The organism is Leminorella grimontii ATCC 33999 = DSM 5078, from assembly GCF_000439085.1.
Lineage (GTDB): Bacteria > Pseudomonadota > Gammaproteobacteria > Enterobacterales > Enterobacteriaceae > Leminorella > Leminorella grimontii.
This window is the reverse complement of the sequence record NZ_AUUA01000003.1, coordinates 66,666-90,351: the sequence shown is the minus strand read 5'-3', so window position 1 is coordinate 90,351 and position 23,686 is coordinate 66,666. Positions and strand designations below refer to the sequence as shown.

The following is a 23,686-nucleotide window of genomic DNA, read 5'->3' as shown; positions in this document are numbered from 1 at the left end:
GGAGTGCCCGGAATCGGCGGTAAAGCCGATTGCCGAGTAGGTTTTCTGTTACTTGATTGACTGTAACCACTTACTCAACTCATTGGCAAACGCCTGACGGTCGCGCTGGCTGAGCGTGCTTGGGCCGCCGGTTTGGATGCCGCTGGCGCGCAGGGTGTCCATAAAGTCGCGCATCGTCAGGCGTTCGGCGATGGTGGCTTCGGTGTAACGTTCGCCTCTAGGGTTCAGCGCCGAGGCGCCTTTTCCCATCGCTTCGGCGGCGAGGGGGATGTCGGCGGTAATGACCAGATCGCCTTTCTCCACTCGTTTTACGATTTCGTTGTCCGCCACGTCAAAGCCTGCGGCAACGCGCAGGCTGCGAATATAGGCCGAGGGCGGCGTTTTTATGCTTTGGTTGGCAACCAGCGTGACGTGAACCTTTTCTCGGTCGGCGGCGCGAAACAGCACCTCTTTTATCACGTTAGGGCAGGCGTCGGCGTCGACCCAGATTTGCATGCTTTTTCCTTTTATGCCCAATCAGGGCTCGGGTTCATAGGGTGATTCGGGCATATGCTAGCAGGCGTCGCGCAGCTTAAAGCTATAGGCATTGCTTCCAGACCATATCGTAAAGGTCAGTGAAGATTCTGACGTTATTCTCGTGAACGTCAATAGCGGTGCGAAATCTTCCTTGCGCTTGGCGCTAAACTTATCATAATCGAGGGCAACAACTGAAAGCGCGGTGGAATCATGGAAATCCGTATTTACAGACAAGATGATTTTGAAGACGTTATCACACTTTGGGAGCGCTGCGACCTGCTTCGCCCGTGGAACGATCCTGAGACCGACATTGAGCGTAAACAGCATCATTCTCCGGAACTGTTTCTGGTTGCCGAGGTCGGAGGAGAGATGGTCGGTACGGTCATGGGCGGCTACGACGGCCATCGGGGCTCGGCTTATTACCTCGGCGTTCACCCGGACTACCGGGGCCGCGGCATTGCCAACGCGCTGCTAAGCCGGCTGGAAAAGAAGCTGATTGCTTTGGGCTGCCCCAAGCTGCATTTGATGGTGCGCGAGGAGAACGACGCGCTGGTCAGCATGTACGAAAAGCTGGGATACGAGGTTCAGGAGGCGGTTTGCGTCGGCAAACGTCTTATCGAAGACAGGGAATATTAGGGCGCTTCTGGTTAGCGTACCTTATTGAATAACATAGTAGGATTATTGATGAAGATTCGCTCAGTTTTACTTTTAGCCTGTTTTTCTCTGGCAGGGTGCTCTACGGTTAGCCAGATGTCCTGGTCCAGCCTCTCTCCGTTTAGCTGGTTTGGCAGCGATTTGACGCTCAGCGATAGCGGGTTAAACAATATTACCGCGTCGACCGCGCTTGACGAAGCCACGCTGGATAAAGCGCTGGACGGCGACTATCGCCTGCGCAAGGGGATGGGAATTGAGAACGGTCAGATGGTTTCCTATTACGAGGCGCTGAACGGAGAGAAGGTCGAGTTGGTTATTCACGGCGACGCCAACAATCGCGTATCGCGCATTGACGTGATGGATAAGGCGGTAAAAACGCCTAAGGGAACCGCGGTCGGTACGCCGTTTGCCGATCTCTACAGTAAAGCGTTCGGCGTCTGCCAGGTGGCGGAAGACGACAGCGGCAACGTGATTTGCCGCTCACAGGAAAGTAGCCACATCTCCTACGTGTTTAGCGGAGAGTGGATGGGTTCAAAGAGCATCATCCCCCCCGATGACAAGCTGAAGACCTGGACCATTGGCAAAATGGTGTGGCAATCGCAGTAATAGCCGAAACCATCGGCGGAAATTGCGTTAGCGCATAGTTCCTCGAGCGCGTTTGGTTATGATAAACCCTCGTTTCTATTTCACGCTGCGGTGACGTTATCCTTTCGTCGCCGCACGACTATTATGATAAGGAGTTAGACATGGCTCAGGTGCAGAGCGGTATTCTGCCGGAACACTGTCGTTTTGGTATTTTCATTGAAGCAAAAGCTGGCGACGACCTAGAAGCAATCCGCAGCGGGTGTAAAACCTTTATTTCTGCCTTGACGGAGCTACAGCAAAAGCACCCTGACGCGGCGCTGGGCGCGACGATTTCTTTCGGTTTCGACCTTTGGCAGCGCCTGTCTGGCAAGGGCGCTGCCGAGCTCAAGCCGTTCCGCCCGCTGGGCAACGGCCTGGCGCCGGCGACCCAGCGCGACATGCTGATTCATATTCTTTCCCAGCGCCACGACGTGAACTTTACGCTGGCCCAGGCGGCGCTGAAGGCCTTCGGTAAGGCGATTACCGTCGAAGAAGAGACCCACGGCTTCCGCTGGACGGAAGAACGCGATCTGAGCGGCTTTGTCGACGGTACGGAAAACCCGACCGGCGATGTTCGCCCCGGCGTTTGCGTGATTGCCGACGGTGAAGACGCAGGCGGAAGCTACGTGATGGCCCAGCGTTACGTGCACAATCTGGACGTGTGGAACAATATGCCGGTGAAGGCGCAGGAAAACGCCATGGGCCGCACCAAGGTCGATAACGAAGAGCTGCCGGGCGACAAGCGCCAGCCGACGTCGCACCTTGGCCGCGTCGACCTTAAAGAAGACGGCAAAGGGCTTAAAATCGTCCGCCAGAGCCTGCCGTACGGCACCGCCAGCGGCGAGCACGGCCTGTACTTCATCGCCTACTGTGCGCACCTGCACAACATCGAACAGCAGCTTCTGAGCATGTTTGGCGAGCTGGACGGCAAGACCGATCAACTGCTGCGCTTTAGCAAACCGGTGACCGGCAGCTACTATTTTGCGCCGTCGCTGGACAGGCTGTTGGCGCTGTAAGCGCGGGTGGTGAAGGTTAGGGAAGGGGCTTTGCGCCCCTTTTTTGATAAGGTTGTTTTATGCCGCTTCCGCTTGATTACTATTCTCAGGACTACGACGTTGTTTGCCCCAAGTGCGCCGCGAAGGCCGTGGCTAAAACGGCTCCCCTAGGTACAAAGGGGACGTATCGGGAATGTTTAGTGAAGTACGTCGCCACGCGCATACTGTGTCCGTCCTGTGGATTTAGCCGTGACGTGCCAACTCAGCAGGGACAGAACGATGAGGATTATACGTTCTGGTACGCCTGCGAATTTAAGGGGCATCGGCTGTGGGCGGTTAATCTGTTGCACGTCCGATTTTTAATTTCGGTTATTTCAGGCGAGCTATCAGAAAAAGCGCTTTCGCTTTATCATCAAAGCGTTATTGAATCCTGGCCTACGTGGCTAAAGTTAGCGAAGAATCGGGATGAGGTTTTGAGGATTTTGCGGCAGTGGGGGAGGAAAAGCGTTTAAACTATTTATCGCTCAACAAAACGGTTAGGCAGAGCAATAAGAATAACGGGATAGAACCTGCAAGGATGAAAACATGAGAAAACTCATTGGCGTACTGATTATCGCTGTGCTGCTATCAGGCTGCGATAACAAAGATAAACCGCACGAAGGATATTATCTGACGGATGATATCCAGATTGAATTTGATAACAGCGATGTTAAACCGCAGGATAATCGCGTTGTTCGCCCTGAACAACAACGCCAAATTGCCCAAGAAATAAAGAAGCAGAATAGCAAAAATTATTTCAACTTTACGCCTTCGACCGTAACGTACTACACCCCGTTTAGCAGCAGTGTGAAAAATATCCAGAACGGACGCGTTCAGCTTGATGATATTGACTATACGATTGCTCAGGGAGAAGGGCGCACTTTACGTCTGCTTTCGGATAAGGGGATAGACTGTAGTTATCATGCTTGCCAAATTACGATAACGCTGAAAAAGGTTCGCGAAGACTCGTCCGAACTGATAAAACGCCAAGAGCAGCAAAAGAAGAGCGAGAGCGCTTACCGGGCGCAAATGAGCCGAAATATCGACTATTTTAAACATCCCTCACTGGACGACTTCATCGGCGTCCCGCTTTCTCTCGGCAAGCCCTTCGCCATCAAAATTCCGATCGATATGTATAACCAGTTCGTCGACCGCACGCCGGCGGACTGCACCCGTAACTGTAACCTGAATGCGTTCCCGCTAGCCTCGCAGGACGACGGCGAAACGTCTATTTTCACCTACTACAGTAAGCAGGAAAAACATGGCGGCACGCTGTATATCTTCAACGGGAAACCGGGGGATGTGACGCTGGAGGAGCGGCTAAAAAAGCAAACGCCGATTCTTTTACAAACTGAAAACGGCGCGGTTTATTACAATACGCAAGGGGAACTGGAAGCCTTCTATTTTCAATATGATGAAGCCAGCAAGCGTTATTTTGTCGGCGTAGCGAATGCCGCGACGGCTGAGCAAATAGCCAGGGAGTTCACCGTGTTGCGCACGATGGACCCGCGCTATCGCGGGAAGAAAACCGTCTCAATGGCGGATTTACAGCTCTCTCAGCAGGCGTTGGAGGAGAAATATCAGGCAAAGGTCAGCGACTACTTTGATACGGCAAAAGTGCAGAAAGCGATTTGGGATGCAGTTGAACTAATGGTGCATAAGCCTGAACGGTTTTTTAACCCAAACGGCATGATTGCGGCACCCGTTTGGTTTCCATCGGAAAATAGTAATCAAGATATCTATGTACAACTCTACGCCCAGTCGATCGATTCGCTGATGAAGGATGAGGAGCAGATAGGGATAAACTCAAAATATACGCCTAAAGGAAAGCGGATGGGCAATTTTCTTGTCTATACCGATCGGCGTCTTGTTAGCTATTACTACCTCATTAAAGTAGACGATCGACTCACGCTTGTATTGGGTGTAGGTAGTGGTGATAAACGGGAAAAGCTGCTCTTAGCTCAGGTTTTCAAACAGCTCGATCTATCCACAATCCCGACGACGACCATACCCGCCGAGGAGAGAAAAAACCTGTTTAAATATGAATCACTGCACGATCGCTATGCCCGTAGCGACGACCGCTATTTCACCGTTGGCGAAGGACTTATTGATAACCACGGCAATCTGATCATTGCCCAACCGGAAAATGGTCGTTATCGCTTCTTTAGCGAACAGCCGCCTTTTATTTTCGCGCCACTGGAGGACAAAGAGCGAGAAGCAATGGGGTGGTCATTATTTAACGAACAGGGAAAATTGTTACTTCATTCCAAAGAACTACACGATGAGATTATTGATCAACATCTGGCAATGGCTGGCGATAAAGAGAAATACGGCATTTTCGACCTGGATGCACAAAAATGGCTGTTGCCGCCAACCTATAAGCGGATAGACTGGCAAAAAAGCGCGTTTGTCGTCGCTGATGCAGAAGAAAAACAATATCTTCTTGATAAAGAGGGTAATGTACTGACCTCGGCAGCAAAAATGATTTACATCACTGACGATAAAAATCATTTTGCCGTGATTGGCAATAACGGCGAACTCAGTTTGGTGAATGAACGGGGTCAGACGTTGTTCCAGCATCGGGGAAAGTCGCTGAAATATATTGCTCAAATTGACGCTTGGCTCATCGTCGTTCCCGACGAAACCGGAGAAGACGAGCTAATGGGGGTTATCAGCGAACAGGGTGAGATGATTATTCCTGCAAAATACTACGGTTATCGGGTGATAGGTGACAATCTGCAAATGCTGCAACCAGGAGGTAAACGCCCTATCTTCTACAATCTTGCTCAAGTGAAGGATTGGAAGAATCACCAGCCGCTACAGGAAGTTTCTGTGCGTTAGGGCTGAACTTCCGGACGTATATTGGCACTGTCAGCTTGGGGTCGAACAGTGCTGATATACGTCTGGTGGGCTAGGCGCTTATGGCCCGACCCAATCCGCAAACAAGTTAGATCTTCTTTCTGCGAGCCATCCCCAGAATCCCCCTCTTGCCGCCGCCCGCCGATCGCGCTATCTTTTACCCGCGCTTGCAAAATCAAGCGCCGGGCTTGACCTCCTGAATTTTCATACTGGCGACACAGAGCGCGTCCGCGCTTTTTTTTGTGTGTCGTGCGGCTTGCTGCATCTCAATGGTGGGCCGGGCGAGGGCGTCGCAAGACGCGCCGGTGTCCAGTATGGCCGGTAAGGTCAACCTCGTCCGGTTCCACCACCCATGGGATTGACCTCTCAGGTGGTGGCTTAAACACTACATACTGAAGGATGCCCTCATGGCTACCACCCCAAACCAAACTCCCCCATCACCCGAAGCACCCGCTAAAGCCCAGCGCCGCTACACCGTCGGCTATCTCCCCGGTCGGGGTGACGCCAGCACGCCTTCTCTACATTTGAGCGGAAAGTGGCTTAAGGAGGTCGGGTTTAACGTTGGCGCCGGCTTTACGGCAAAGATTGCCGGTGACTGCATTGTTCTCATCCCCGACACTAACGAAGTGCAGGAACTGCGCAAGCAGCTTAGGCAGATAGAAAAGGCGTTTAAGGGGATGAAAGAGAGCATGGCCGCGCTCTGAGACTAGATTTTTGCAGGCGGCAGGCTTTGCACCTATGCCGCCCGTTTCCTCTTCCTATCGCGTAATCCGCGCCACTCGCCCCATATGCCTTTTCGCTCTTATTCAGTGCCAAACGGTCTATGAAAACGGTATATACCCGCGAAATCAGGCCATACACTGTGACTTATGAAGCGTTGGTTCCAATGCTCAGAATATTGACAAGGCTCTTGAATAAAACTTACGGAGTCAAACGGCGGGAGAGGGTTACTCGCTTCGCTCGCCCTACGGGCCAACACGTTGTGTTGTTCAACGCCTAAACGCGTTGTCCGTTGGGGTCGACTTGGCGTAAGCCAACGAAGCGCCCGTAGGAGGGCTAGGCCCGCCGCGCTCCCAAGCTTAATCCAAGCGCCCTTCCGGCCGAGTTCGATGGTGATATAGGTAGGCTGTATTTTCGGCCGGAATATCCTCTGAAGCTCATTAGGACGGTTTGTCATCAGTCTGAAGTTTTGGTTCCCAACGCCATTTCTTAATCACGGTGAGAACGCATATGAAAAAAACGATTCTGAAAGGCTGGGCCCTGGCCGCGCTGCTGGCGACGGGAACGGCGTCCGCGACCGAGCTGTTAAACAGCTCCTATGACATTGCCCGCGAGCTGTTCGTTGATATCAATCCTCTGTTTGAGAAGGCGTGGAAGGAACAAACCGGCGAAACGCTGACCATCAAGCAGTCTCACGCGGGTTCCTCCAAGCAGGCGCTGGCGATTTTACAGGGGCTGAAGGCCGACGTGGTGACCTACAACCAGGTGACGGACGTCCAGATCCTGCACGACAAGGGGAACCTGATCCCGGCAGACTGGCAGGCGCGCTTGCCCAACAACAGCTCGCCTTACTACTCCACCATGGCGTTCCTGGTGCGCAAGGGCAACCCGAAGAACATCCATGACTGGAACGACCTGGTGCGCGACGACGTGAAGCTGGTGTTTCCCAACCCGAAAACTTCCGGCAACGGCCGCTACACCTACTTAGCCGCCTGGGGCGCGACCGCGCAGGCCAACAAGGGCGACGAGCAGAAAACCCGCGACTGGATGACCAAATTCTTAAGCAACGTGGCGGTGTTTGACGTCGGCGGCCGGGGTGCTACCACCTCGTTCGTCGAGCGCGGCCTGGGTGACGTGCTGATTAGCTTTGAGTCCGAAGTTAATAACATCCGCAAACAGTACGGCGAAGCCGACTATGACGTCGTCGTACCGCCGGTGGACATTCTGGCGGAGTTCCCCGTCGCCTGGATTGACAAAAACGTCGAGCGTAACGGTACCGAAAAGCAGGCGAAGGCCTACCTGAACTTCCTGTACGGCCCGCAGGCGCAGGCGGTATTTACCCGCTACTACTATCGCGTTTACGACCCGGCGGCAATGAAGGCGGCCAAGGCGCAGTTCCCTGACGTGAAGCTGTTCAAAGTCGAAGAGCAGTTCGGCAGTTGGAATAAGGTGATGAGCGAGCACTTCGCCACCGACGGCGTACTGGATCAACTGCTGAGCGCGGGGCATAAACGCTGATGATGCTGTCGACCTCCGTTAAGCGCGTGCTGCCGGGCTTCTCGCTAAGCCTGGGCAGCAGCCTGCTGTTTACCTGCATCATCCTGCTGCTGCCGATGACGGCGCTGGCGATGCAGCTTGCCGGCATGAGCTGGCAGGAATACTGGCAGGTGGTGACGCATCCGCAGGTGGTGGCGGCCTATAAGGTCACGCTGTTGGCGGCGGCGGTCGCCAGCGTGTTTAACGGGGCGTTCGGCATGCTGATGGCGTGGGTGCTGACCCGCTACCGCTTCCCCGGCCGCAGCCTGCTAGATGGCCTGATGGACCTGCCGTTCGCCCTTCCTACGGCGGTGGCGGGCTTAACGCTCGCCAGCCTGTTTTCCACCACCGGATGGTACGGCCAGTGGCTGACGCCGCTGGGCATCAAGGTCTCCTTTACCTGGTTGGGCATCGCGGTGGCGATGGCCTTTACCAGCATCCCTTTCGTAGTGCGAACCGTTCAGCCAGTACTGGAAGAATTAGGGCCGGAATACGAAGAGGCTGCGCAGACGCTGGGCGCAAGCCCCTGGCAGAGCTTTAGACGCGTGATCCTGCCCGAAGTGGGGCCTGCGCTGATGACCGGCGTCGTGCTGTCGTTTACTCGCAGCCTCGGCGAGTTTGGCGCGGTGATTTTCATTGCGGGCAACATCGCCTGGCAGACGGAAGTGACCTCGCTGATGATTTTTATCCGCCTGCAGGAGTTTAACTATGCGGCGGCCAGCGCTATCGCCTCAGTGATATTGGCGGCGTCTTTGGTGCTGCTGTTTGTCGCCAACGTACTGCAAAGCCGCTACGGCAAGCGAGTAGGAGGGCACTGATGGCCGATGTGATTTTACAGCAGGCGGCGGTTCGCAGTCGCTTTAACTGGGGCAAGTGGGTGCTGATTACGCTGGCCGTTGCGCTTTCACTGCTGCTTTTGGCAATCCCGCTGGCGGCGATTTTCGTCACCGCGTTTTCCGCCGGCCTGGCGGCGCTCTGGAACAACCTGCTGAATGCCGACATGCTGCACGCCGTTTGGCTGACGATGCTTATCGCGCTGATTACCGTGCCGGTCAACTTGGTTTTCGGCACCCTGATGGCATGGCTGGTGACCCGCTTTGAGTTTCGCGGCCGCCAGCTTTTGCTGACCCTGATTGATATTCCGTTCGCCGTATCGCCGGTGGTGGCAGGCCTGCTTTATCTGCTGTTTTACGGCGCTAACGGCGTAGTCGGCGGCTGGTTGGAAGATCACGGCGTTCAGCTGATGTTTTCATGGCAGGGGATGGCGCTGGTGACGATATTCGTTACCTGTCCGTTCGTGGTTCGCGAGCTGGTGCCGGTAATGATGAGCCAGGGCAGCCAGGAGGACGAGGCGGCGGTTCTGCTTGGCGCCTCCGGCTGGCAGATGTTCTGGCGCGTGACGCTGCCGAACATTCGCTGGGCGCTGCTGTACGGCGTGGTGTTGACCAACGCCCGCGCTATCGGTGAGTTTGGCGCGGTGTCGGTGGTTTCGGGCGCTATTCGCGGCGAGACCTATACGCTGCCGCTGCAGGTTGAACTGCTGCATCAGGACTACAACACCGCCGCGGCGTTTACCGCTGCGGCCTTACTGACGCTGATGGCGATAGCCACGCTGTTCTTAAAAAGCGCGTTGCAGTGGCGGATTGCTCGCCAGGCGCGGCGCGACGCTTTGGAGGTGGAAAATGAGCATTGAAGTCAGAGGCATTAACAAGACGTTCGACGGAACGCAGGTTTTGCACGATATCTCTTTGGATATCTCCTCGGGCGATATGGTGGCGCTGCTGGGGCCATCGGGGTCAGGAAAAACCACGCTGCTGCGCATTATCGCCGGGCTGGAGTTCCAGGGTTCGGGCGGGCTGCGCATCAACGGCAGAGAGGTTAGTCGCCTGCACGCGCGAGACCGCAAGGTCGGCTTCGTTTTTCAACACTATGCGCTGTTTCGCCACATGACGGTGTTCGACAATATCGCCTTTGGCCTCTCCGTGCTGCCCCGCCGCGAGCGTCCGTCGCCGCAGGCCATCAGGCAAAAGGTGGAAGGGCTGTTGGAAAAGGTGCAGCTGTCCCATCTGGCGGGTAGGTATCCGTCCCAGCTTTCCGGCGGTCAGCGTCAGCGAGTGGCTCTGGCGCGCGCGCTGGCGGTCGACCCGCAGATCCTGCTGCTGGACGAACCCTTCGGCGCGCTGGACGCGCAGGTGCGCAAAGAGCTACGCACCTGGCTACGTCGCCTGCATGAAGATTTGAAATTCACCAGCGTGTTTGTCACTCACGATCAGGAAGAGGCGATGGAAATCGCCGATCGCATTGTGGTCATGAGTCAGGGAAAAATTGAACAGGAAGGCACGCCGGAAGAGGTGATGAACGAGCCGCAGAGCCGCTTCGTGCTGGAATTTTTAGGCGAAGTAAACCGAATCGCGGGCGCGGTGAAGGGCAACCACCTGCGGGTAGGGCAGTACGTCTGGCCGGAAACGGTGTCTCCTTTGCATCAGGGGGACGTCGAAATTTACCTTCGTCCGTGGGACGTCGAGGTTAGCGCACAGCCTACGGCGGAGTGCGTTTTGCCAGTGACCGTTGTAGATTCGCAGCCAAAAGGGCACTACCGTCAGTTAACGGTTCAACCTTTAGGCTGGCAGGAAGCGCCGCTTAGCGTTACCTTTAATGAGGTCGGCGGACTACCGCCGCAAAAGGGCGCCCGCTATTTTATCGGCGCGCGGCGTTTTTATCTTTATGCGGGCGACAGGCCTTTGAACGCGTCGTTTCCGTTAGCCAAAACGGCGTAAATAGTCGCTTTAAGGGAGTAACCGTTTTCGTGTCTACGTTGGAAAACTATATAGGCAATACGCCGCTGGTGCGCCTTCAGCGCCTGACGGAAGGGCTTAACGCCGAGGTTTGGGTGAAGCTTGAAGGAAACAACCCTGCCGGCTCGGTAAAAGATCGTGCCGCGCTCTCGATGATCGAACGCGCCGAGCTGCGGGGAGAGATTCGCCCCGGCGATCTGCTGATTGAGGCGACCAGCGGTAATACCGGTATTGCGCTGGCGATGATTGCCGCGCTCAAAGGCTATCGGCTGCGCCTTATCATGCCGGACAACATGAGTCGCGAGCGGCAGGCCTCTATGCGGGCCTATGGCGCTGAGCTAGTGCTGGTCAGCCGCGAGCAGGGGATGGAAGGCGCGCGCGACCTGGCGACGCGCATGGCGCAAGAAGGCGAAGGTAAAATCCTCGATCAGTTCAACAACGACGACAATCCCTATGCGCATTTCTCCACCACCGGCCCGGAAATCTGGCGTCAGACGCAAGGGCGTGTGAGCCATTTTGTCTCCAGCATGGGAACAACGGGCACCATCACCGGCGTCAGCCGCTATCTGAAGTCGCAAAATGAAGGCGTGCGTGTGATTGGGCTTCAGCCCGCGGAAGGCAGCAGCATTCCCGGCATTCGCCGCTGGTCCCCGGGCTATCTGCCGGGAATTTTTCGCGCCGAGCTGGTGGATGAGGTCTTGGATATTTCGCAAACCGAGGCGGAGACTACCATGAAGCGCCTGGCGACTCGCGAAGGCATTTTTTGTGGCGTCAGCTCCGGCGGCGCGGTGGCTGGCGCACTGAGGATTGCGGCAGAGAACCCTGGCGCGCTTATCGTCACGGTGATTTGCGATCGCGGCGATCGCTATCTGTCGACCGGCGTGTTTGACAGCGTTTAGCAGGTAGAATCACAATCTCAACCCCTTCGAGACTTGTTAACCGGTCTTTTTGCTATTAGGATAAGACCGATTAACAGGTTTTTTGGGGGATATATGCCAAATTTAGTCTTAAGTGATATCAGCGCCAGCGTCAGTGAGTTAAAAAAGAACCCTATGGCGACGGTGAATGCAGGAGCAGGATATCCAGTGGCAATTTTAAATCGTAACCAGCCCGCGTTTTACTGCGTGCCCGCGGAGCTGTATGAAAGAATTTTAGACGCGTTAGACGACGGGGAACTGGCGAGATTGGTCAAAGAGCGCCAGAACCAGCCGCTGATTGAGGTGGATCTGGACTCATACCTATGAGTTTTACCGTCAAGTTCAGGCGCGATGCGTTAAAAGAGTGGCAGAAGCTGGATAAAGCCGTTCAGCAGCAGTTTGCTAAGAAGCTAAAGAAATGCTGCGAGGAGCCTCATATTCCTGCGGCGAAGCTAAACGGAATGCCGGACTGCTATAAAATCAAGCTTCGTGCTTCCGGCTTTCGCCTTGTCTATCAGGTAATTAATGACGAGCTGGTTATTGTCGTCGTTGCGGTGGGTAAGCGAGATCGTAGCGGCGTTTATAGTTTGGCCAGCGAGCGAATGAGGTAGATAGCGAAATCACCAGAACCCCGATTGCTCGGGGTTTTACGTCTTTGGTGGATAGAAATGAATTTATTCCCTTTCCAGCGCGTTGATAGGATCCATTCTCGCCGCCCGGCGGGCGGGGAAGAAGCCGAATACGACGCCTATCATCGTGGAGCAGACGAAGGCCGCAACGATCGAGGTGACGGAGTAAATCATCGAGAAGCTGCTCACCAGCTGGTGGAATATTACGCCGATGCCGAGCGCCAGCCCGACCCCAAGCGCGCCGCCTAAAAGGCAGACCAGCACGGCTTCAATCAGGAACTGCTGCATAATGTCGCTACCGCGCGCGCCGACCGCCATGCGTACGCCGATTTCTCTCGTTCGCTCAGTAACCGACACCAGCATAATGTTCATCACGCCGATGCCGCCGACGATAAGCGAAATCACCGCAATCATCGAGACCAGCAGCGTCATGGTAGCGGTGGTTTTCTCAATCGTCTGACGGATGCTGTCAGTATTGAAAATGAAAAAGTCCTGCGTGCCGTGGCGCTGGGTAAGCAGCTTGGTGACGCCCTGCTCGGCGACGTCCATATCGACGTTGTCTTTAATCCTCACCGTGATGCTACGGAGGTAGGACTGGCCCAGCATGCGCTTCATTACGGTGGTGTGGGGCAGCCATACGTTGAGGCTTTCGCTGCTGCCGAACCCGCTTTGCTGCTCTTCGGCGACGCCGATAATGCGGGCTGGGAGGCTGCCTAACAGAATAACCTGCCCGATAGGATTGCTGTTTTTGCCAAACAGCTTTTCGCGGGTATTGGCGTCGATAACCGCTTCCTGGGCCAAAGCGTCAACGCCGGCCTGACTAAAGGATTTCCCCAGCTCCATTTTATAGCCGCGCACGTCGAAAAACTGCGGCCCGACGCCGTTTACGGTGCCGGTGACCGCCTGGTTGTTCACCCTAAAGGTGGTTGATGACGAAACGCTGGGCGTGACGCTGTGTACGTAGCTTTGCTGGCTCAGGGCGTCCGCGTCGGTGTCTCTTAGCGTATGAATAGTGGAGGCTTTTCTATCGCCGAAGTCTTTACCGGGGAAGACCTCCAGCGTGCTGGTGCCCATGGCGCTGATGTCCGACAGTATTTTCTGCCGAGAGCCCTCTCCCAGCGCCACCACCGAAACGACGGAGGCGATGCCGATGATAATGCCGAGCATGGTGAGAAAGGTGCGCAGGCGCTGGGAAAACATCGCCAGCAGCGCCATCTTGAAGGCTTCGACGAAGCGGTCGCGCAGCGCGCCTAAGCCGTTGTTGGTTTTTATCCGGTGCTTGGCTTCTTTGTTTGACTTATTTGTGGAGCCTTCGGCTTCCGCTTTGTGGCTACGGTCGCTAATGACGACGCCGTCGCGAAGTTCTATGATCCGCTCCGCGTGCTCGGCGATTTGCATATCGTGAGTCACGATAATCACCGTATGGCCCTGTGCATGAAGGTCTTTCAGGATTTTCAGCACTTCCTGACCGCTGTGGGTGTCCAGCGCGCCGGTGGGCTCGTCGGCCAATATAATCTGGCCGCCGTTCATTAGCGCTCGAGCGATGCTGACCCGCTGCTGCTGCCCGCCGGAAAGCTGGCTGGGGCGGTAATTTATCCGCTCCTGCAACCCTAGTCGGGTAAGCAGCTCGGCGGCGCGGGCCTTGCGCTTTTGGCGCTCGGTGCCAGCGTAAATGGCTGGGATTTCTACGTTACCCGCAGCGGTCAAGGCGCTGAGCAGGTGATAGCGTTGGAAAATAAAGCCGAAATGCTCTCTGCGAAGCTCTGCCAATTCGTCAGGGAGCAGCCTATTGGTTTCTCGCCCATCAATGCGGTAAACGCCCGCGCTGGGTTTGTCCAGACAGCCCAGAATATTCATCAAGGTGGATTTACCCGAGCCGGAGGCGCCAACGATAGCTACCATTTCCCCGTGGCCTATCGTCAGGTTAATGCCGTGTAGAACGGTAACCGTCTGTTCGCCGGTAGGAAACGTCCGGGTAATATTTTCAAGCTGGAGCAGCGGCTGAGTCATCGAATTACATCCTCATTCGCATACGAGCCGGAGAGGCTCCGGGGGCGCCGCCTTCGCTGACGATAACGTTGTCTCCTTCTTCCAGGCCGGAGAGGATTTGGACGTTAACGTTGTTGTTGATGCCGATTTTCACCTTTTTATCGACCACATTTCCTGATGTATCCACCACGCGCACGGTGGCGTTACCGTCCTTATCGATATTGTCTACCGCCGTAGCGGGAACGAGCAGGGCGTCTTTCGCCTGTGCGAGCACGATGTAAACCTGTGCCGTCATGGATATGCGCAGCTTGCCGTCGGGGTTTTCAACGTCAAACAGGCCGTTGTAGTAGATGGCCGTGGTGGTCGACGTGGAGGAGCTTGAGGTGGTGGTCGTGTCGCTGTTGATGGAGTCCGGCGCGGGCTCAATCGCGCGAAGCTTGGCGGTGTAGTGCTTGCCCGGCTCGCCCAGAATGGTGAAGTAGACCGGCATGCCGATGTTGACCTTTGGCACATCGGCTTCAGAAATCTGGGCCTCGATGGTCATGGTGTCAAGCTGTGCGACCTTCAGGATGGTCGGTGCGCTTTGTACGGCGTTAACGGTTTGCCCTTCCTCTACCGGAATAGCCACCACCACGCCGTCAATCGGCGAGGTGATTTTGGTATAGCCCAGATTGAGCTTGGCGGTGTCTACTGCAATATTCGCCTGAACGATTTGGGCGTCGAGAGATTCAATTTCCGCTTTGGTGGCGTCCAACTGGGCCTTTGCGCTGTCGTAGTCCGCCTGCGCACCGACGCCGCGGGCCAGTATTTTACGCTGGCGGTCGAAGGCCAGCTGATTGTTTTTCAACGTCGCCAGCTTGGCCTGACGCTGGGCCTGAACGCTTTTTAGCCCGGCTTCTGCATTTTGGAGGTCGTTTTTCTGCGGCAGGTCGTCAATTTCTGCAAGCGCCTGTCCTTTTGTTACCTTATCGCCCAGCTCGACGTGCAGCGCTTTAATCTGCCCGGAAACCTGCGCGCCGACGTTAACCTGCTTGAGCGCTTTGATTGAGCCATCGGCCAGCACGGTTTGTTCTATATCGGCTTTGACCACCGGTGAGGTAATATAACCCGGCTTAACGTCCTCGGAGAAAAGGAAGTGTTTGATTAATCCGGCGATAATGACGATGCCTAGGATAATCAGAACAATGCGAAATTTTTTATTGGATAATTGCATAAAAAGGACTGCCTTAACGCCGTCAGTAAAATGTCACAATCGTCATAGGAACGGACGAAATAGTATAGTCTTCAATGTACAACGAGTTTATCCGCATTAGGGTAATGGCGGCATAAATAAAATGTAAGGTTTAAGTAAAAGTAGCTGCATCTTGGGCGGTAACGGGCAAAATGATAAGAGCTACGCTAACTAATTAAGAAAAATCAGGAGAGCGGCATGCAGATTCTGTTGGTTGATGATGACGTTGAGCTGGGCAGTATGCTCAAAGAATATCTGACGGCGGAAGGCTTCTCGGCGACGGTGGCCCTGACCGGTCAGGACGGCGTCGACGGCGCGTTATCGGGGCGCTACGGCGCGATGATTTTAGACATCATGCTGCCCGATATGAGCGGTATTGACGTATTGAACAAGGTGCGCAAGCAGAGCCGCATCCCGATCATTATGCTGACGGCCAAAGGCGATAATATCGACCGGGTCATTGGGTTGGAGATGGGGGCGGACGACTACGTGCCCAAGCCCTGCTACCCGCGCGAGCTGGTGGCACGCTTGCGCGCCGTTCTTCGCCGCTTTGAGGAGCATATTGAGCCGCCGAGCGGCGCCGTCGCTACGTTTAGAGAACTGTCGCTTGATTCATCACAGCGCATCAGCGCATGGAAGGGGACGCCTTTTGAGCTGACCGCCTCCGAGTTCAACCTGCTGCTGCTTTTGGTTCGAGAAAAGGACAGGGTTGTCTCGAAGGATGAACTCTCCGAACTGGGATTGGGGCGCCCGCGCGAGGCCTACGATCGCAGCGTTGACGTCCATATCAGCAACATCCGTCAAAAGCTGGGGCAGGTGGCCAATGATGCAATCTCCATTGAGACCGTTCGCAGCATCGGCTATCGCATTCGGTAATCGCTATGCGCAAAAGCCTGTTTTGGAAGATTCTGATCGGTTTCTGGATTACGTTTATCGTGATTACGCAGGCCGTTTGGCTGGTGTTTTACTATTATGCGGGTCAAAAGGAGCCGTTTGAGAACCGCATTGCCAACCGCATCGTGTCGCTGCAGTTTACGTCGGCGGTGTCAGTACTGGAGACGGAGGGGATTGACGGGCTTAACCGCATGACGGACGGTTGGCCTACGGTCGATCAGCGTCACATTGCCGTCATTCCGCTCAAGATGCCGCTGACGGACCGGCCTGGCGCCGTTTCGCTTATTCCACTGACGGATGACGTCCGGCTGGAGCACATTCGGGGCGGAGATGGAGAATACTACTTACTGAAGTATGACGTTGAGGCGCTGCGTAAAGAGTATCGCCCTGACCGAACGGGGCGCGTGCTGATTTTCAACATGCCGCCGTCGCTGCTGGTGTTAGGGGCAATCGGTGGCTTCCTGTTCAGCGCCGTGCTGGCCTGGAACCTTACCCGGCCAATGAGGCAGATGCGCTCAGGGTTCGATAGGGTTGCTCAGGGCGATCTCGACGTTCGGCTTTATCCGGTCATGAAAAACCGGCGCGATGAGCTGGGAGATATGGCGCGCGACTTTGACTCGATGGTCGAACGTCTTAAGCTTCTGGTCGGCGCCCGAGAGGCGCTGCTGCACGATGTTTCTCACGAGCTGCGAACGCCGCTTGCCAGGCTACAGCTGGCGATAGGGCTGGCGCGGCAGAATCCGCAAAACGTTGAGAACGAACTTAAGCGCATTGAGCTTGAGTCCGAGCGTCTGGATAAGATGATAGGCGAGCTTCTGACGCTTTCGCGTACCGACGCCACCGGCATTTCAGATGAAGAATATTTTGACCTCTATGGGCTATTAGAAGCCGTCGTTAGCGATGTAACCTATGAAGCGCAGGTGCCTGGCGTTGAGATTGCGCTTGACGCAAGCGAACAGGCGCGAGAAATGTCGACGGTTAAGGGTAACTCCGAGCTGATGCGCAGAGCGGTGGAAAATATTATCCGCAACGCGCTGCGCTTTTCTAAACAGGGCCAAAGAATTGAGGTCGGGCTGTTCTATACGGAAGGGGAGCTGCTGATCCAGGTGAATGACCAAGGCCCGGGCGTCGATGAAGATAAGTTATCGAGCATTTTTGACCCGTTCGTTCGCGTGAAGTCTGCTTCTTCAGGGAAAGGATACGGCCTTGGCTTGGCCATTGCCCGTAAGGTGGTCAATGCGCACGGCGGGACCATTGAGGCTAAAAATCGTCAGCCTCACGGCCTGTCGATTGGCATTCGGCTGCCTGCATGGCAGGGCTGATTTTCCCTACATAAAACAAAAGCGGCGCTCTTGGCGCCGCTTTTGTCGTGATTCTGTGCTTACTTCTTAACGCGGATAACCGGCGTTTCTCCCACAACAACGGTACCGCTGAGCTTGGTCAGCTCTTTGATTTCATCCATATTGGAAATAACGACCGGCGTCAGGGTTGATTTGGCCTTCTCTTCCAGCACGGCCAAATTGAACTCGATAATCGGATCGCCTTTCTTAACGTGCTGGCCTTCTTCTGCGATGCGCTTGAATCCTTCCCCTTTCAGCTCGACGGTGTCGATGCCGAAGTGAACGAACAGCTCAATGCCGCTGTCGGATTCGATAGAGAACGCGTGGTTAGTTTCAAAAATTTTACCGATGGTGCCGTCTACCGGAGCGACCATTTTGTCTCCGGTGGGCTTGATAGCGATACCGTCTCCGACGATTTTCTCCGCAAAGACAACGTCAGGCACGTCTTCAATGTTGACGATGTCACCGGATAGCGGAGCAACAATTTCAATGCTGCCGGCGTCTTTCTTATCATCAGAAACAAGCTGTTTCAGTTTATCGAACAGACCCATGATTTTCTCCTCAGCAATAATATTTTTAACGGCCTTGCACCCAGCCCATTCCGCTATTTTACATGTTATTTTGGGCCTGAGTAGTATTCATATCGCCTGTGGGGATATTTCCCGCGATCTTGTCATACTTCTCGGGCCCAAATTAGCCGCTTGGCAGCAGCGTTGTGGGTGGCCTTAGTTATAATAATAACTTAGCAGAGCGTTTTTTCTTCGATAAATTTATTCACCACTTCTAAAACGTCCTGAGCGGTTGGCTGGGCTAACGCATTTTCAGCCAGCGTCTTGACGTCGGAATAGTTGGCGTTGCGAATAATTTTCTTGATTCGCGGGATCGAGATGGCGCTCATACTAAATTCATCCAGACCCATTCCGAGCAGCAGAAGCGTTGCTCGTTCGTCACCGGCCAACTCTCCACACATGCCCGTCCACTTGCCCTCTTTATGAGACGCGTCGATCACCTGCTTGATCAGCGTCAAAACGGACGGAGAGAGTGGGTTATAGAGGTGAGAAATCAGCTCGTTGCCGCGATCGACGGCCAGAGTATACTGGGTAAGGTCGTTTGTACCAATGCTGAAGAAATCGACTTCTTTCGCCAGATGGTGGGCAATCGTTGCTGCAGCGGGCGTTTCAACCATGACGCCGACTTCAATCGTTTCATCGAAGGCGATTTTTTCATCCCGCAGCAGCTGCTTAAGCATTTCCAGCTCGGCTTTCAGCAGGCGAACTTCTTCAACGGAGATGATCATGGGGAACATAATGCGCAGCTTGCCGAACGCAGAAGCGCGGAGCACCGCGCGAAGCTGGGCGTGCAGAATCTCTTTGCGGTCAAAACAGATGCGAATTGCGCGCCAGCCCAAGAACGGGTTCTCTTCCTTCGGCAGATTCATGTACGGCAGGTCTTTGTCGCCGCCGATGTCCATGGTGCGAAGAATCACGGCCTGTTCGCCCATCGCTTCAACGACGGCCTTATAGGCTTGGAACTGCTCTTCTTCGGTCGGGAATGCGTCCCTGTCCATAAACAGGAACTCGGTGCGGTAGAGGCCGACGCCTTCTGCGCCGTTGCGCTCAGCGCCCGGCACGTCGCGTACGGTGCCGATGTTAGCGCACACTTCTACCTGATGGCCGTCCAGCGTGATGGCGGGCAGGTCTTTTAGCTTAGCCAGCTCGTTTTTATCGCTCAGATACTCGGCCTGCGCCTTTTTCAACTGCTCAACAGTTTCAATCGGTGGATTGACGTAGACGTGGTTGTTGACGCAGTCGAGGATCAGGTAGTCCCCGTTTTTTACCTGTTTTGTCACGTCATTGGTGCCGACGATGGCCGGAATTTCCAATGAGCGCGCCATAATGGAGGTATGCGAGGTGCGGCCGCCCAAATCGGTGATAAAGCCGAGCACTTTATCCAGATTAAGCTGGGCGGTTTCCGACGGCGTCAGGTCGGTCGCGACCAGAATGACTTCTTCCTGGATCGCGCCGAGGTCGACGATGGTCATACCGAGGATGTTTTTCAGTAAGCGCTTACCAATATCACGAATATCGGCGGCGCGTTCCTTCAGATATTCATCCTCAAGGCTTTCCAGCTCGATAGCCTGTGCTTCGAATACGGCATAGGCCGCCGCGTCGGCGCTTTCTTGCTTGGTTTTAATACGGCTTTCGATTTCCTGCTCGAGGTCTTCGTCCTCCAACAGCATGATGTGGCCTTCAAAAATAGCGGCCTTTTCTTCGCCAAACGTTTCGCTGGCCTTTGCCATAATGGCGTTAAGCTGCTCGCTGGCCTTGTCGCGACCAGCTTTAAAGCGGGAAATTTCCTTCTCGATATCATCGGCGGAAATTTTCTTGTTATTAACAACGATAGGATCGTCTTTTAATATCAGCGCTTTGCCAAAGGCGATGCCGGGAGATACTAGGATGCCTGAAATCATAAGCCTACCTTCAAATTAAAACGGGATTAAAACGCGTGGGTTGTCCTTACTCCAGTTCCGCCATCAGTTTCACCAGATGCTCAACGGCTTCTTTTTCGTCTTCACCTTCGGCAGAGATGGTGACTACGGTACCCTGAGTCAGGCCTAGCGTTTGCAGTTTGAACAGGCTTTTAGCGCTGGAGCTTTTGCCGTTGGAGGTTACGGTGATATCAGAAGTAAACGCCTTGGCTTCTTTTACAAACTGAGCCGCAGGGCGGGTGTGCAGGCCATTCGGAGCGGTAACGGTAACGTCTTGCTGGTACATAGTGTTCCTCAACTTGGTTAGTGAAGCGCTGGTGCTATAGCACTTAAGTTTAGCCTAATTTTCATTGGTTCCCGCCCCGACATTGTGAAAAATGACGTTGGCTCGCCAACGGGTTAACAGAGGGATGTCCTGCTTTACGACGCGCCCGTGCATCAGAGAGACACTTTTGGACGTCCTACGTCCAGAAATCGCACTTTCTATCTTCAACGTCGAAGGTAAAAAGATTTAATTCGCGCATCGAAAAAATTAGTAGCTTGATACTTTTCACCGACGAATAAATCAAATGTTAGTGTGAAAAATCGAGATCCAGCGCACATAAAATGCGCTTTTTTGTTCGTTTTTAACTTTTCCGCAGGCTGCTTTTGCCAAAGTTTGTTGTGGCCGACAAACGCGCGAAAAAGAAAACGCCCTAGCGATAAAGCCAAGGCGTAGTGGAGCTTTCAGTTTGGTGAGCGCTTGCTACTGTTGAAGCTCTTGCTCTGTGAACAGGCCTGCAAACAGCGGCGTGCTTAAATAGCGTTCACCGGAAGAGGGCAGAATGACCACGATGTTCTTATCCGCGAATTCGGGGAGCTTCGTCAGACGAATGGCGGCAGCAACGGCCGCGCCGGAAGAAATGCCGGCCAGAATGCCTTCTTCATCCATCAGACGGCGAGCGGTTTCAATGGCCTCTTCGTTGGTAATCTTCTCTACGCGATCGATAAGGCTCAGATCGAGGTTGCCGGGAATAAACCCTGCGCCGATGCCTTGAATCTTGTGCGGGCCGGGCTTCAGCGGCTCTCCCGCCAGCGCTTGGCTAATCACCGGCGAGTCGGTTGGTTCAACGGCGACGCTGATAACGCTCTTTCCTTTGGTTTTCTTGAGATAGCGGCTAACGCCGGTCAAAGTGCCGCCGGTGCCTACGCCGGCGATAAACACGTCTACGTCGCCACCGGTATCTTCCCAAATCTCCGGCCCGGTGGTTTTCTCATGGATTTCCGGGTTAGCAGGGTTGTTAAACTGCTGCAGGAGGATAGTGTGTTCAGGATCGGCTGCGACCAACTCTTCCGCTTTTTCGATCGCGCCCTTCATGCCCTTGGCGGCTTCGGTTAAAACCAGATTGGCGCCCAGTGCTTTTAACAGCTTACGGCGTTCCAAGCTCATTGATTCTGGCATAGTGAGCGTTAACTTATATCCACGGGCCGCGGCGACAAACGCCAGCGCTATGCCGGTATTACCGCTGGTAGGCTCGACGATTTGAACGCCTTTTTTCAAAATGCCACGCTTTTCTGCATCCCAAATCATATTGGCGCCTATGCGGCACTTGACGCTGAAGCTTGGATTTCGAGATTCAACCTTCGCCAGGATTTTCCCGTTGCCCAGGCGATTTAGACGCACCAGAGGGGTGTGACCAATAGTCTGTGAGTTGTCTTCATAGATCTTTGTCATGGGTTATCCTTTTAAATTTGATAGGTTTTTATCACAATACCTACAGCATAGCGATAAAATCAGGATAGGGAAGGAAGGAATCGGTATATCGATATGTGATTAGGGAATATATAAGCAATAAGATAAGAGGGACGGTTATAAGGTGAATTCATGCTTACCTAAGTATGAATGAAGGCTAATGCGTTGTCATCCTTAGGGTTTAAGCAGATGGCTGGCTCTTATAGTAAATAAGAAATATGGCTTATTATTACTTTTCATTTAATAAACAAATGATATGAGTTTGTTGATGCTTAGCCTATTTTTAATATAAAATCAACGGGTTATTTTTGTTTTTAGTCTGTTGTCAAAATGGAGCTTGCTTGCGATTGAGGGGTAAGCGCGTATAATTAGCTGACATTAATGCGGCGTAATCTCTTGTTAGTGTATGTATGAAAGATTGCGTTATCGCTTTGTCTATTGGCTCTCGGGGGATTCTACCAACGCAGGCTAGTAGCGGAGCTACGCCCTTTTTACTGCCTCTTTGGGAGCCTGACCCAAGGGCGGTAGCGTGTCTAAAAAATATTATGTTCGTTTAGTCGCTTTCTTTTTCCTTGATTAATTGGATAAGTTTAATGAGCAATAAAGAGCCTTCTCAGACAGTGGTTTCCCAGCCTATTAATTATTCTGAATACCAGTTGCGAAACCGAGATGAAATCGATCTGTTTGAGCTAATATCCCAACTGTGGAAGAAAAAATTGTGGATACTTGGCTGTATGTTCGCAACGACGCTGATAGCCGGTATTTATGCCTTTACTGCGAAGGAGCAGTGGACGGCAACCGCGGTTATTAATGCGCCGACGTTTAATACCATGGCTAATTATTATCAGGGATTTCGGTTGGTGGAAGGGGATGTAGATAAGCCGACTACATCGGAAGAAGTTTCTACTAAGTTATTCCAACAGTTCGTTAGTTTGGCTTCATCTTATAATGAAGTCAGCCAGTTTGTTCAAAATAGTGATTATTTTAAAACGTTATCTGAAGGAATGACCGCTCAGGAACAGTCCCGTTTGTTAGAAGAGATCGTTGATAATATTAAGTTTATCAAGGATAAGGAAAACCCATTTTATACGGTAAATTTTCCCGCTCGAACGGCAGAACAGTCTAAAAAACTATTGACCGACTATATGGTCATGGTGAATAAGAACGTCAGTAACGTTCAGTATTCTCAACTAGCGGCCCAAATCGAGGGTAAAAAGCAAAGCGTTGGAAACCAGATGTTGTCTCTGAAAAAGATTGCGGAAGAACAGCGCCAGGAAGAGATTGAAAACGTAAAGATGGCGTTAGCTATTGCAGAAAAGGCCAATATCCAAAAGCCGGAAACGGCGGGTTTGGCAAAGCTGGATAACTCGAATATGTTCCTGTTAGGGAAAGATGCGCTGATGGCGATGTCGGACTCTATCGCTAAGCAACCGCTAGTGCTGAGCGATAAATATTATGAGCTGCAGGGGCAGTATATGGCTTTGACCGGTTTTAAAGCCGGTGATGAGAATGCGCAGGCGTTTAGTTATTTGAAAAGCCCTGCTGAGCCAGTGACTAAAGATAAGCCGAAGAGGGCGTTGATTTTGGTGCTGGGGGCGCTGCTTGGGGGAATCTTGGGGGCAGGGATTGTGTTGGTAAAGAATGCGATCGCATATACTAAACAGAGTAAATTTGTATCTAATTAGTATCGTTATTTTATTTATAGAAGGAAAAATAACGTTATATATC

General features: G+C 53.5%; 23 protein-coding genes. 16 read left to right on the top strand and 7 right to left on the bottom strand.

The features are described from left to right. Window positions 1–48 precede the first annotated feature (48 nt). The gene (locus G544_RS0107280) at window positions 49–495 is read right to left on the bottom strand and encodes a YaiI/YqxD family protein (protein WP_027273981.1); all 447 of its coding nucleotides are present in this window, start codon (window positions 493–495) and stop codon (window positions 49–51) included. A 231-nt stretch (window positions 496–726) separates the two neighbouring features. On the opposite strand from G544_RS0107280, the gene G544_RS0107275 reads away from it, so the two are divergent. The 13 genes from G544_RS0107275 to G544_RS0107215 all read left to right on the top strand — a co-directional run bounded on the left by G544_RS0107275 (window position 727) and on the right by G544_RS0107215 (window position 12,266). Then, complete coding sequence (locus G544_RS0107275) at window positions 727–1,152, top strand: GNAT family acetyltransferase (RefSeq protein WP_027273980.1); 426 nt, start codon at window positions 727–729, stop codon at window positions 1,150–1,152. A gap of 48 nt (window positions 1,153–1,200) precedes the next feature. Continuing rightward, complete coding sequence (locus tag G544_RS0107270; protein WP_027273979.1) at window positions 1,201–1,776, top strand: RpoE-regulated lipoprotein; 576 nt, start codon at window positions 1,201–1,203, stop codon at window positions 1,774–1,776. A gap of 140 nt (window positions 1,777–1,916) precedes the next feature. After that, window positions 1,917–2,810: a Dyp-type peroxidase gene (locus G544_RS0107265; RefSeq protein ID WP_027273978.1), complete on the top strand. Its 894-nt coding sequence runs from the start codon at window positions 1,917–1,919 to the stop codon at window positions 2,808–2,810. A gap of 59 nt (window positions 2,811–2,869) precedes the next feature. Then, window positions 2,870–3,301, top strand: coding sequence for a hypothetical protein (locus G544_RS0107260; protein WP_027273977.1), 432 nt, complete (start codon window positions 2,870–2,872; stop codon window positions 3,299–3,301). Between the two features lie 73 nt (window positions 3,302–3,374). After that, complete coding sequence (locus tag G544_RS0107255; protein WP_027273976.1) at window positions 3,375–5,669, top strand: hypothetical protein; 2,295 nt, start codon at window positions 3,375–3,377, stop codon at window positions 5,667–5,669. Window positions 5,670–6,094: 425 nt separating this feature from the next. Beyond that, the gene (locus G544_RS0107250; protein WP_027273975.1) at window positions 6,095–6,391 is read left to right on the top strand and encodes a SymE family type I addiction module toxin; all 297 of its coding nucleotides are present in this window, start codon (window positions 6,095–6,097) and stop codon (window positions 6,389–6,391) included. A 526-nt stretch (window positions 6,392–6,917) separates the two neighbouring features. Next, on the top strand, window positions 6,918–7,925 hold the full coding sequence (gene cysP / locus G544_RS0107245; protein WP_027273974.1) for a thiosulfate ABC transporter substrate-binding protein CysP: 1,008 nt from the start codon (window positions 6,918–6,920) through the stop codon (window positions 7,923–7,925). 2 nt (window positions 7,926–7,927) lie between these two features. Continuing rightward, window positions 7,928–8,761 (top strand): sulfate/thiosulfate ABC transporter permease CysT, encoded by an 834-nt coding sequence (gene cysT, locus G544_RS0107240; protein WP_027273973.1) that lies wholly within the window; start codon window positions 7,928–7,930, stop codon window positions 8,759–8,761. Continuing rightward, window positions 8,761–9,636, top strand: coding sequence for a sulfate/thiosulfate ABC transporter permease CysW (gene cysW, locus G544_RS0107235; protein WP_036023572.1), 876 nt, complete (start codon window positions 8,761–8,763; stop codon window positions 9,634–9,636). The genes cysT and cysW overlap by 1 nt, the downstream gene beginning before the upstream one ends. Next, window positions 9,626–10,720, top strand: coding sequence for a sulfate/thiosulfate ABC transporter ATP-binding protein CysA (gene cysA, locus G544_RS0107230; protein WP_027273971.1), 1,095 nt, complete (start codon window positions 9,626–9,628; stop codon window positions 10,718–10,720). Before cysW ends, cysA begins: the two co-directional genes overlap by 11 nt. Window positions 10,721–10,749: 29 nt before the next feature. Next, window positions 10,750–11,637: a cysteine synthase CysM gene (gene cysM, locus G544_RS0107225; RefSeq protein ID WP_027273970.1), complete on the top strand. Its 888-nt coding sequence runs from the start codon at window positions 10,750–10,752 to the stop codon at window positions 11,635–11,637. Between the two features lie 93 nt (window positions 11,638–11,730). Continuing rightward, entirely contained in the window at window positions 11,731–11,982 is a 252-nt protein-coding gene (locus G544_RS0107220) for a type II toxin-antitoxin system Phd/YefM family antitoxin (protein ID WP_027273969.1), read from the top strand. Continuing rightward, window positions 11,979–12,266: a type II toxin-antitoxin system RelE family toxin gene (locus tag G544_RS0107215; protein ID WP_027273968.1), complete on the top strand. Its 288-nt coding sequence runs from the start codon at window positions 11,979–11,981 to the stop codon at window positions 12,264–12,266. The genes G544_RS0107220 and G544_RS0107215 overlap by 4 nt, the downstream gene beginning before the upstream one ends. A 63-nt stretch (window positions 12,267–12,329) precedes the next feature. Here the strand turns inward: G544_RS0107215 and G544_RS0107210 are convergent, their stop codons facing one another. Both G544_RS0107210 and G544_RS0107205 read right to left on the bottom strand, forming a co-directional pair. Next, on the bottom strand, window positions 12,330–14,294 hold the full coding sequence (locus tag G544_RS0107210; RefSeq protein WP_027273967.1) for a MacB family efflux pump subunit: 1,965 nt from the start codon (window positions 14,292–14,294) through the stop codon (window positions 12,330–12,332). Window positions 14,295–14,298: 4 nt separating this feature from the next. Next, a complete protein-coding gene (locus G544_RS0107205) occupies window positions 14,299–15,486 on the bottom strand; it encodes an efflux RND transporter periplasmic adaptor subunit (protein WP_036023570.1) in 1,188 nt (395 codons plus the stop codon). A gap of 216 nt (window positions 15,487–15,702) precedes the next feature. On the opposite strand from G544_RS0107205, the gene G544_RS0107200 reads away from it, so the two are divergent. Beyond that, on the top strand, window positions 15,703–16,380 hold the full coding sequence (locus G544_RS0107200) for a response regulator transcription factor (RefSeq protein ID WP_027273965.1): 678 nt from the start codon (window positions 15,703–15,705) through the stop codon (window positions 16,378–16,380). A gap of 5 nt (window positions 16,381–16,385) precedes the next feature. After that, complete coding sequence (locus tag G544_RS0107195; RefSeq protein WP_027273964.1) at window positions 16,386–17,720, top strand: ATP-binding protein; 1,335 nt, start codon at window positions 16,386–16,388, stop codon at window positions 17,718–17,720. 59 nt (window positions 17,721–17,779) lie between these two features. Here G544_RS0107195 and crr read toward each other — a convergent pair whose 3' ends face one another. The 4 genes from crr to cysK all read right to left on the bottom strand — a co-directional run bounded on the left by crr (window position 17,780) and on the right by cysK (window position 21,940). Continuing rightward, window positions 17,780–18,289 carry a PTS glucose transporter subunit IIA gene (crr, locus tag G544_RS0107190; protein WP_027273963.1) on the bottom strand — a complete coding sequence of 170 codons (510 nt, stop codon included), beginning with the start codon at window positions 18,287–18,289 and terminating at the stop codon, window positions 17,780–17,782. 191 nt (window positions 18,290–18,480) lie between these two features. After that, window positions 18,481–20,208 carry a phosphoenolpyruvate-protein phosphotransferase PtsI gene (gene ptsI, locus G544_RS0107185; protein ID WP_027273962.1) on the bottom strand — a complete coding sequence of 576 codons (1,728 nt, stop codon included), beginning with the start codon at window positions 20,206–20,208 and terminating at the stop codon, window positions 18,481–18,483. A gap of 46 nt (window positions 20,209–20,254) precedes the next feature. Next, window positions 20,255–20,512, bottom strand: coding sequence for a phosphocarrier protein Hpr (gene ptsH, locus G544_RS0107180; RefSeq protein WP_027273961.1), 258 nt, complete (start codon window positions 20,510–20,512; stop codon window positions 20,255–20,257). 459 nt (window positions 20,513–20,971) lie between these two features. After that, the gene (cysK, locus tag G544_RS0107175) at window positions 20,972–21,940 is read right to left on the bottom strand and encodes a cysteine synthase A (protein WP_027273960.1); all 969 of its coding nucleotides are present in this window, start codon (window positions 21,938–21,940) and stop codon (window positions 20,972–20,974) included. A gap of 611 nt (window positions 21,941–22,551) precedes the next feature. Here cysK and G544_RS0107170 point away from each other — a divergent pair. Next, window positions 22,552–23,643 (top strand): LPS O-antigen chain length determinant protein WzzB, encoded by a 1,092-nt coding sequence (locus tag G544_RS0107170; RefSeq protein WP_027273959.1) that lies wholly within the window; start codon window positions 22,552–22,554, stop codon window positions 23,641–23,643. Window positions 23,644–23,686 lie beyond the last annotated feature (43 nt).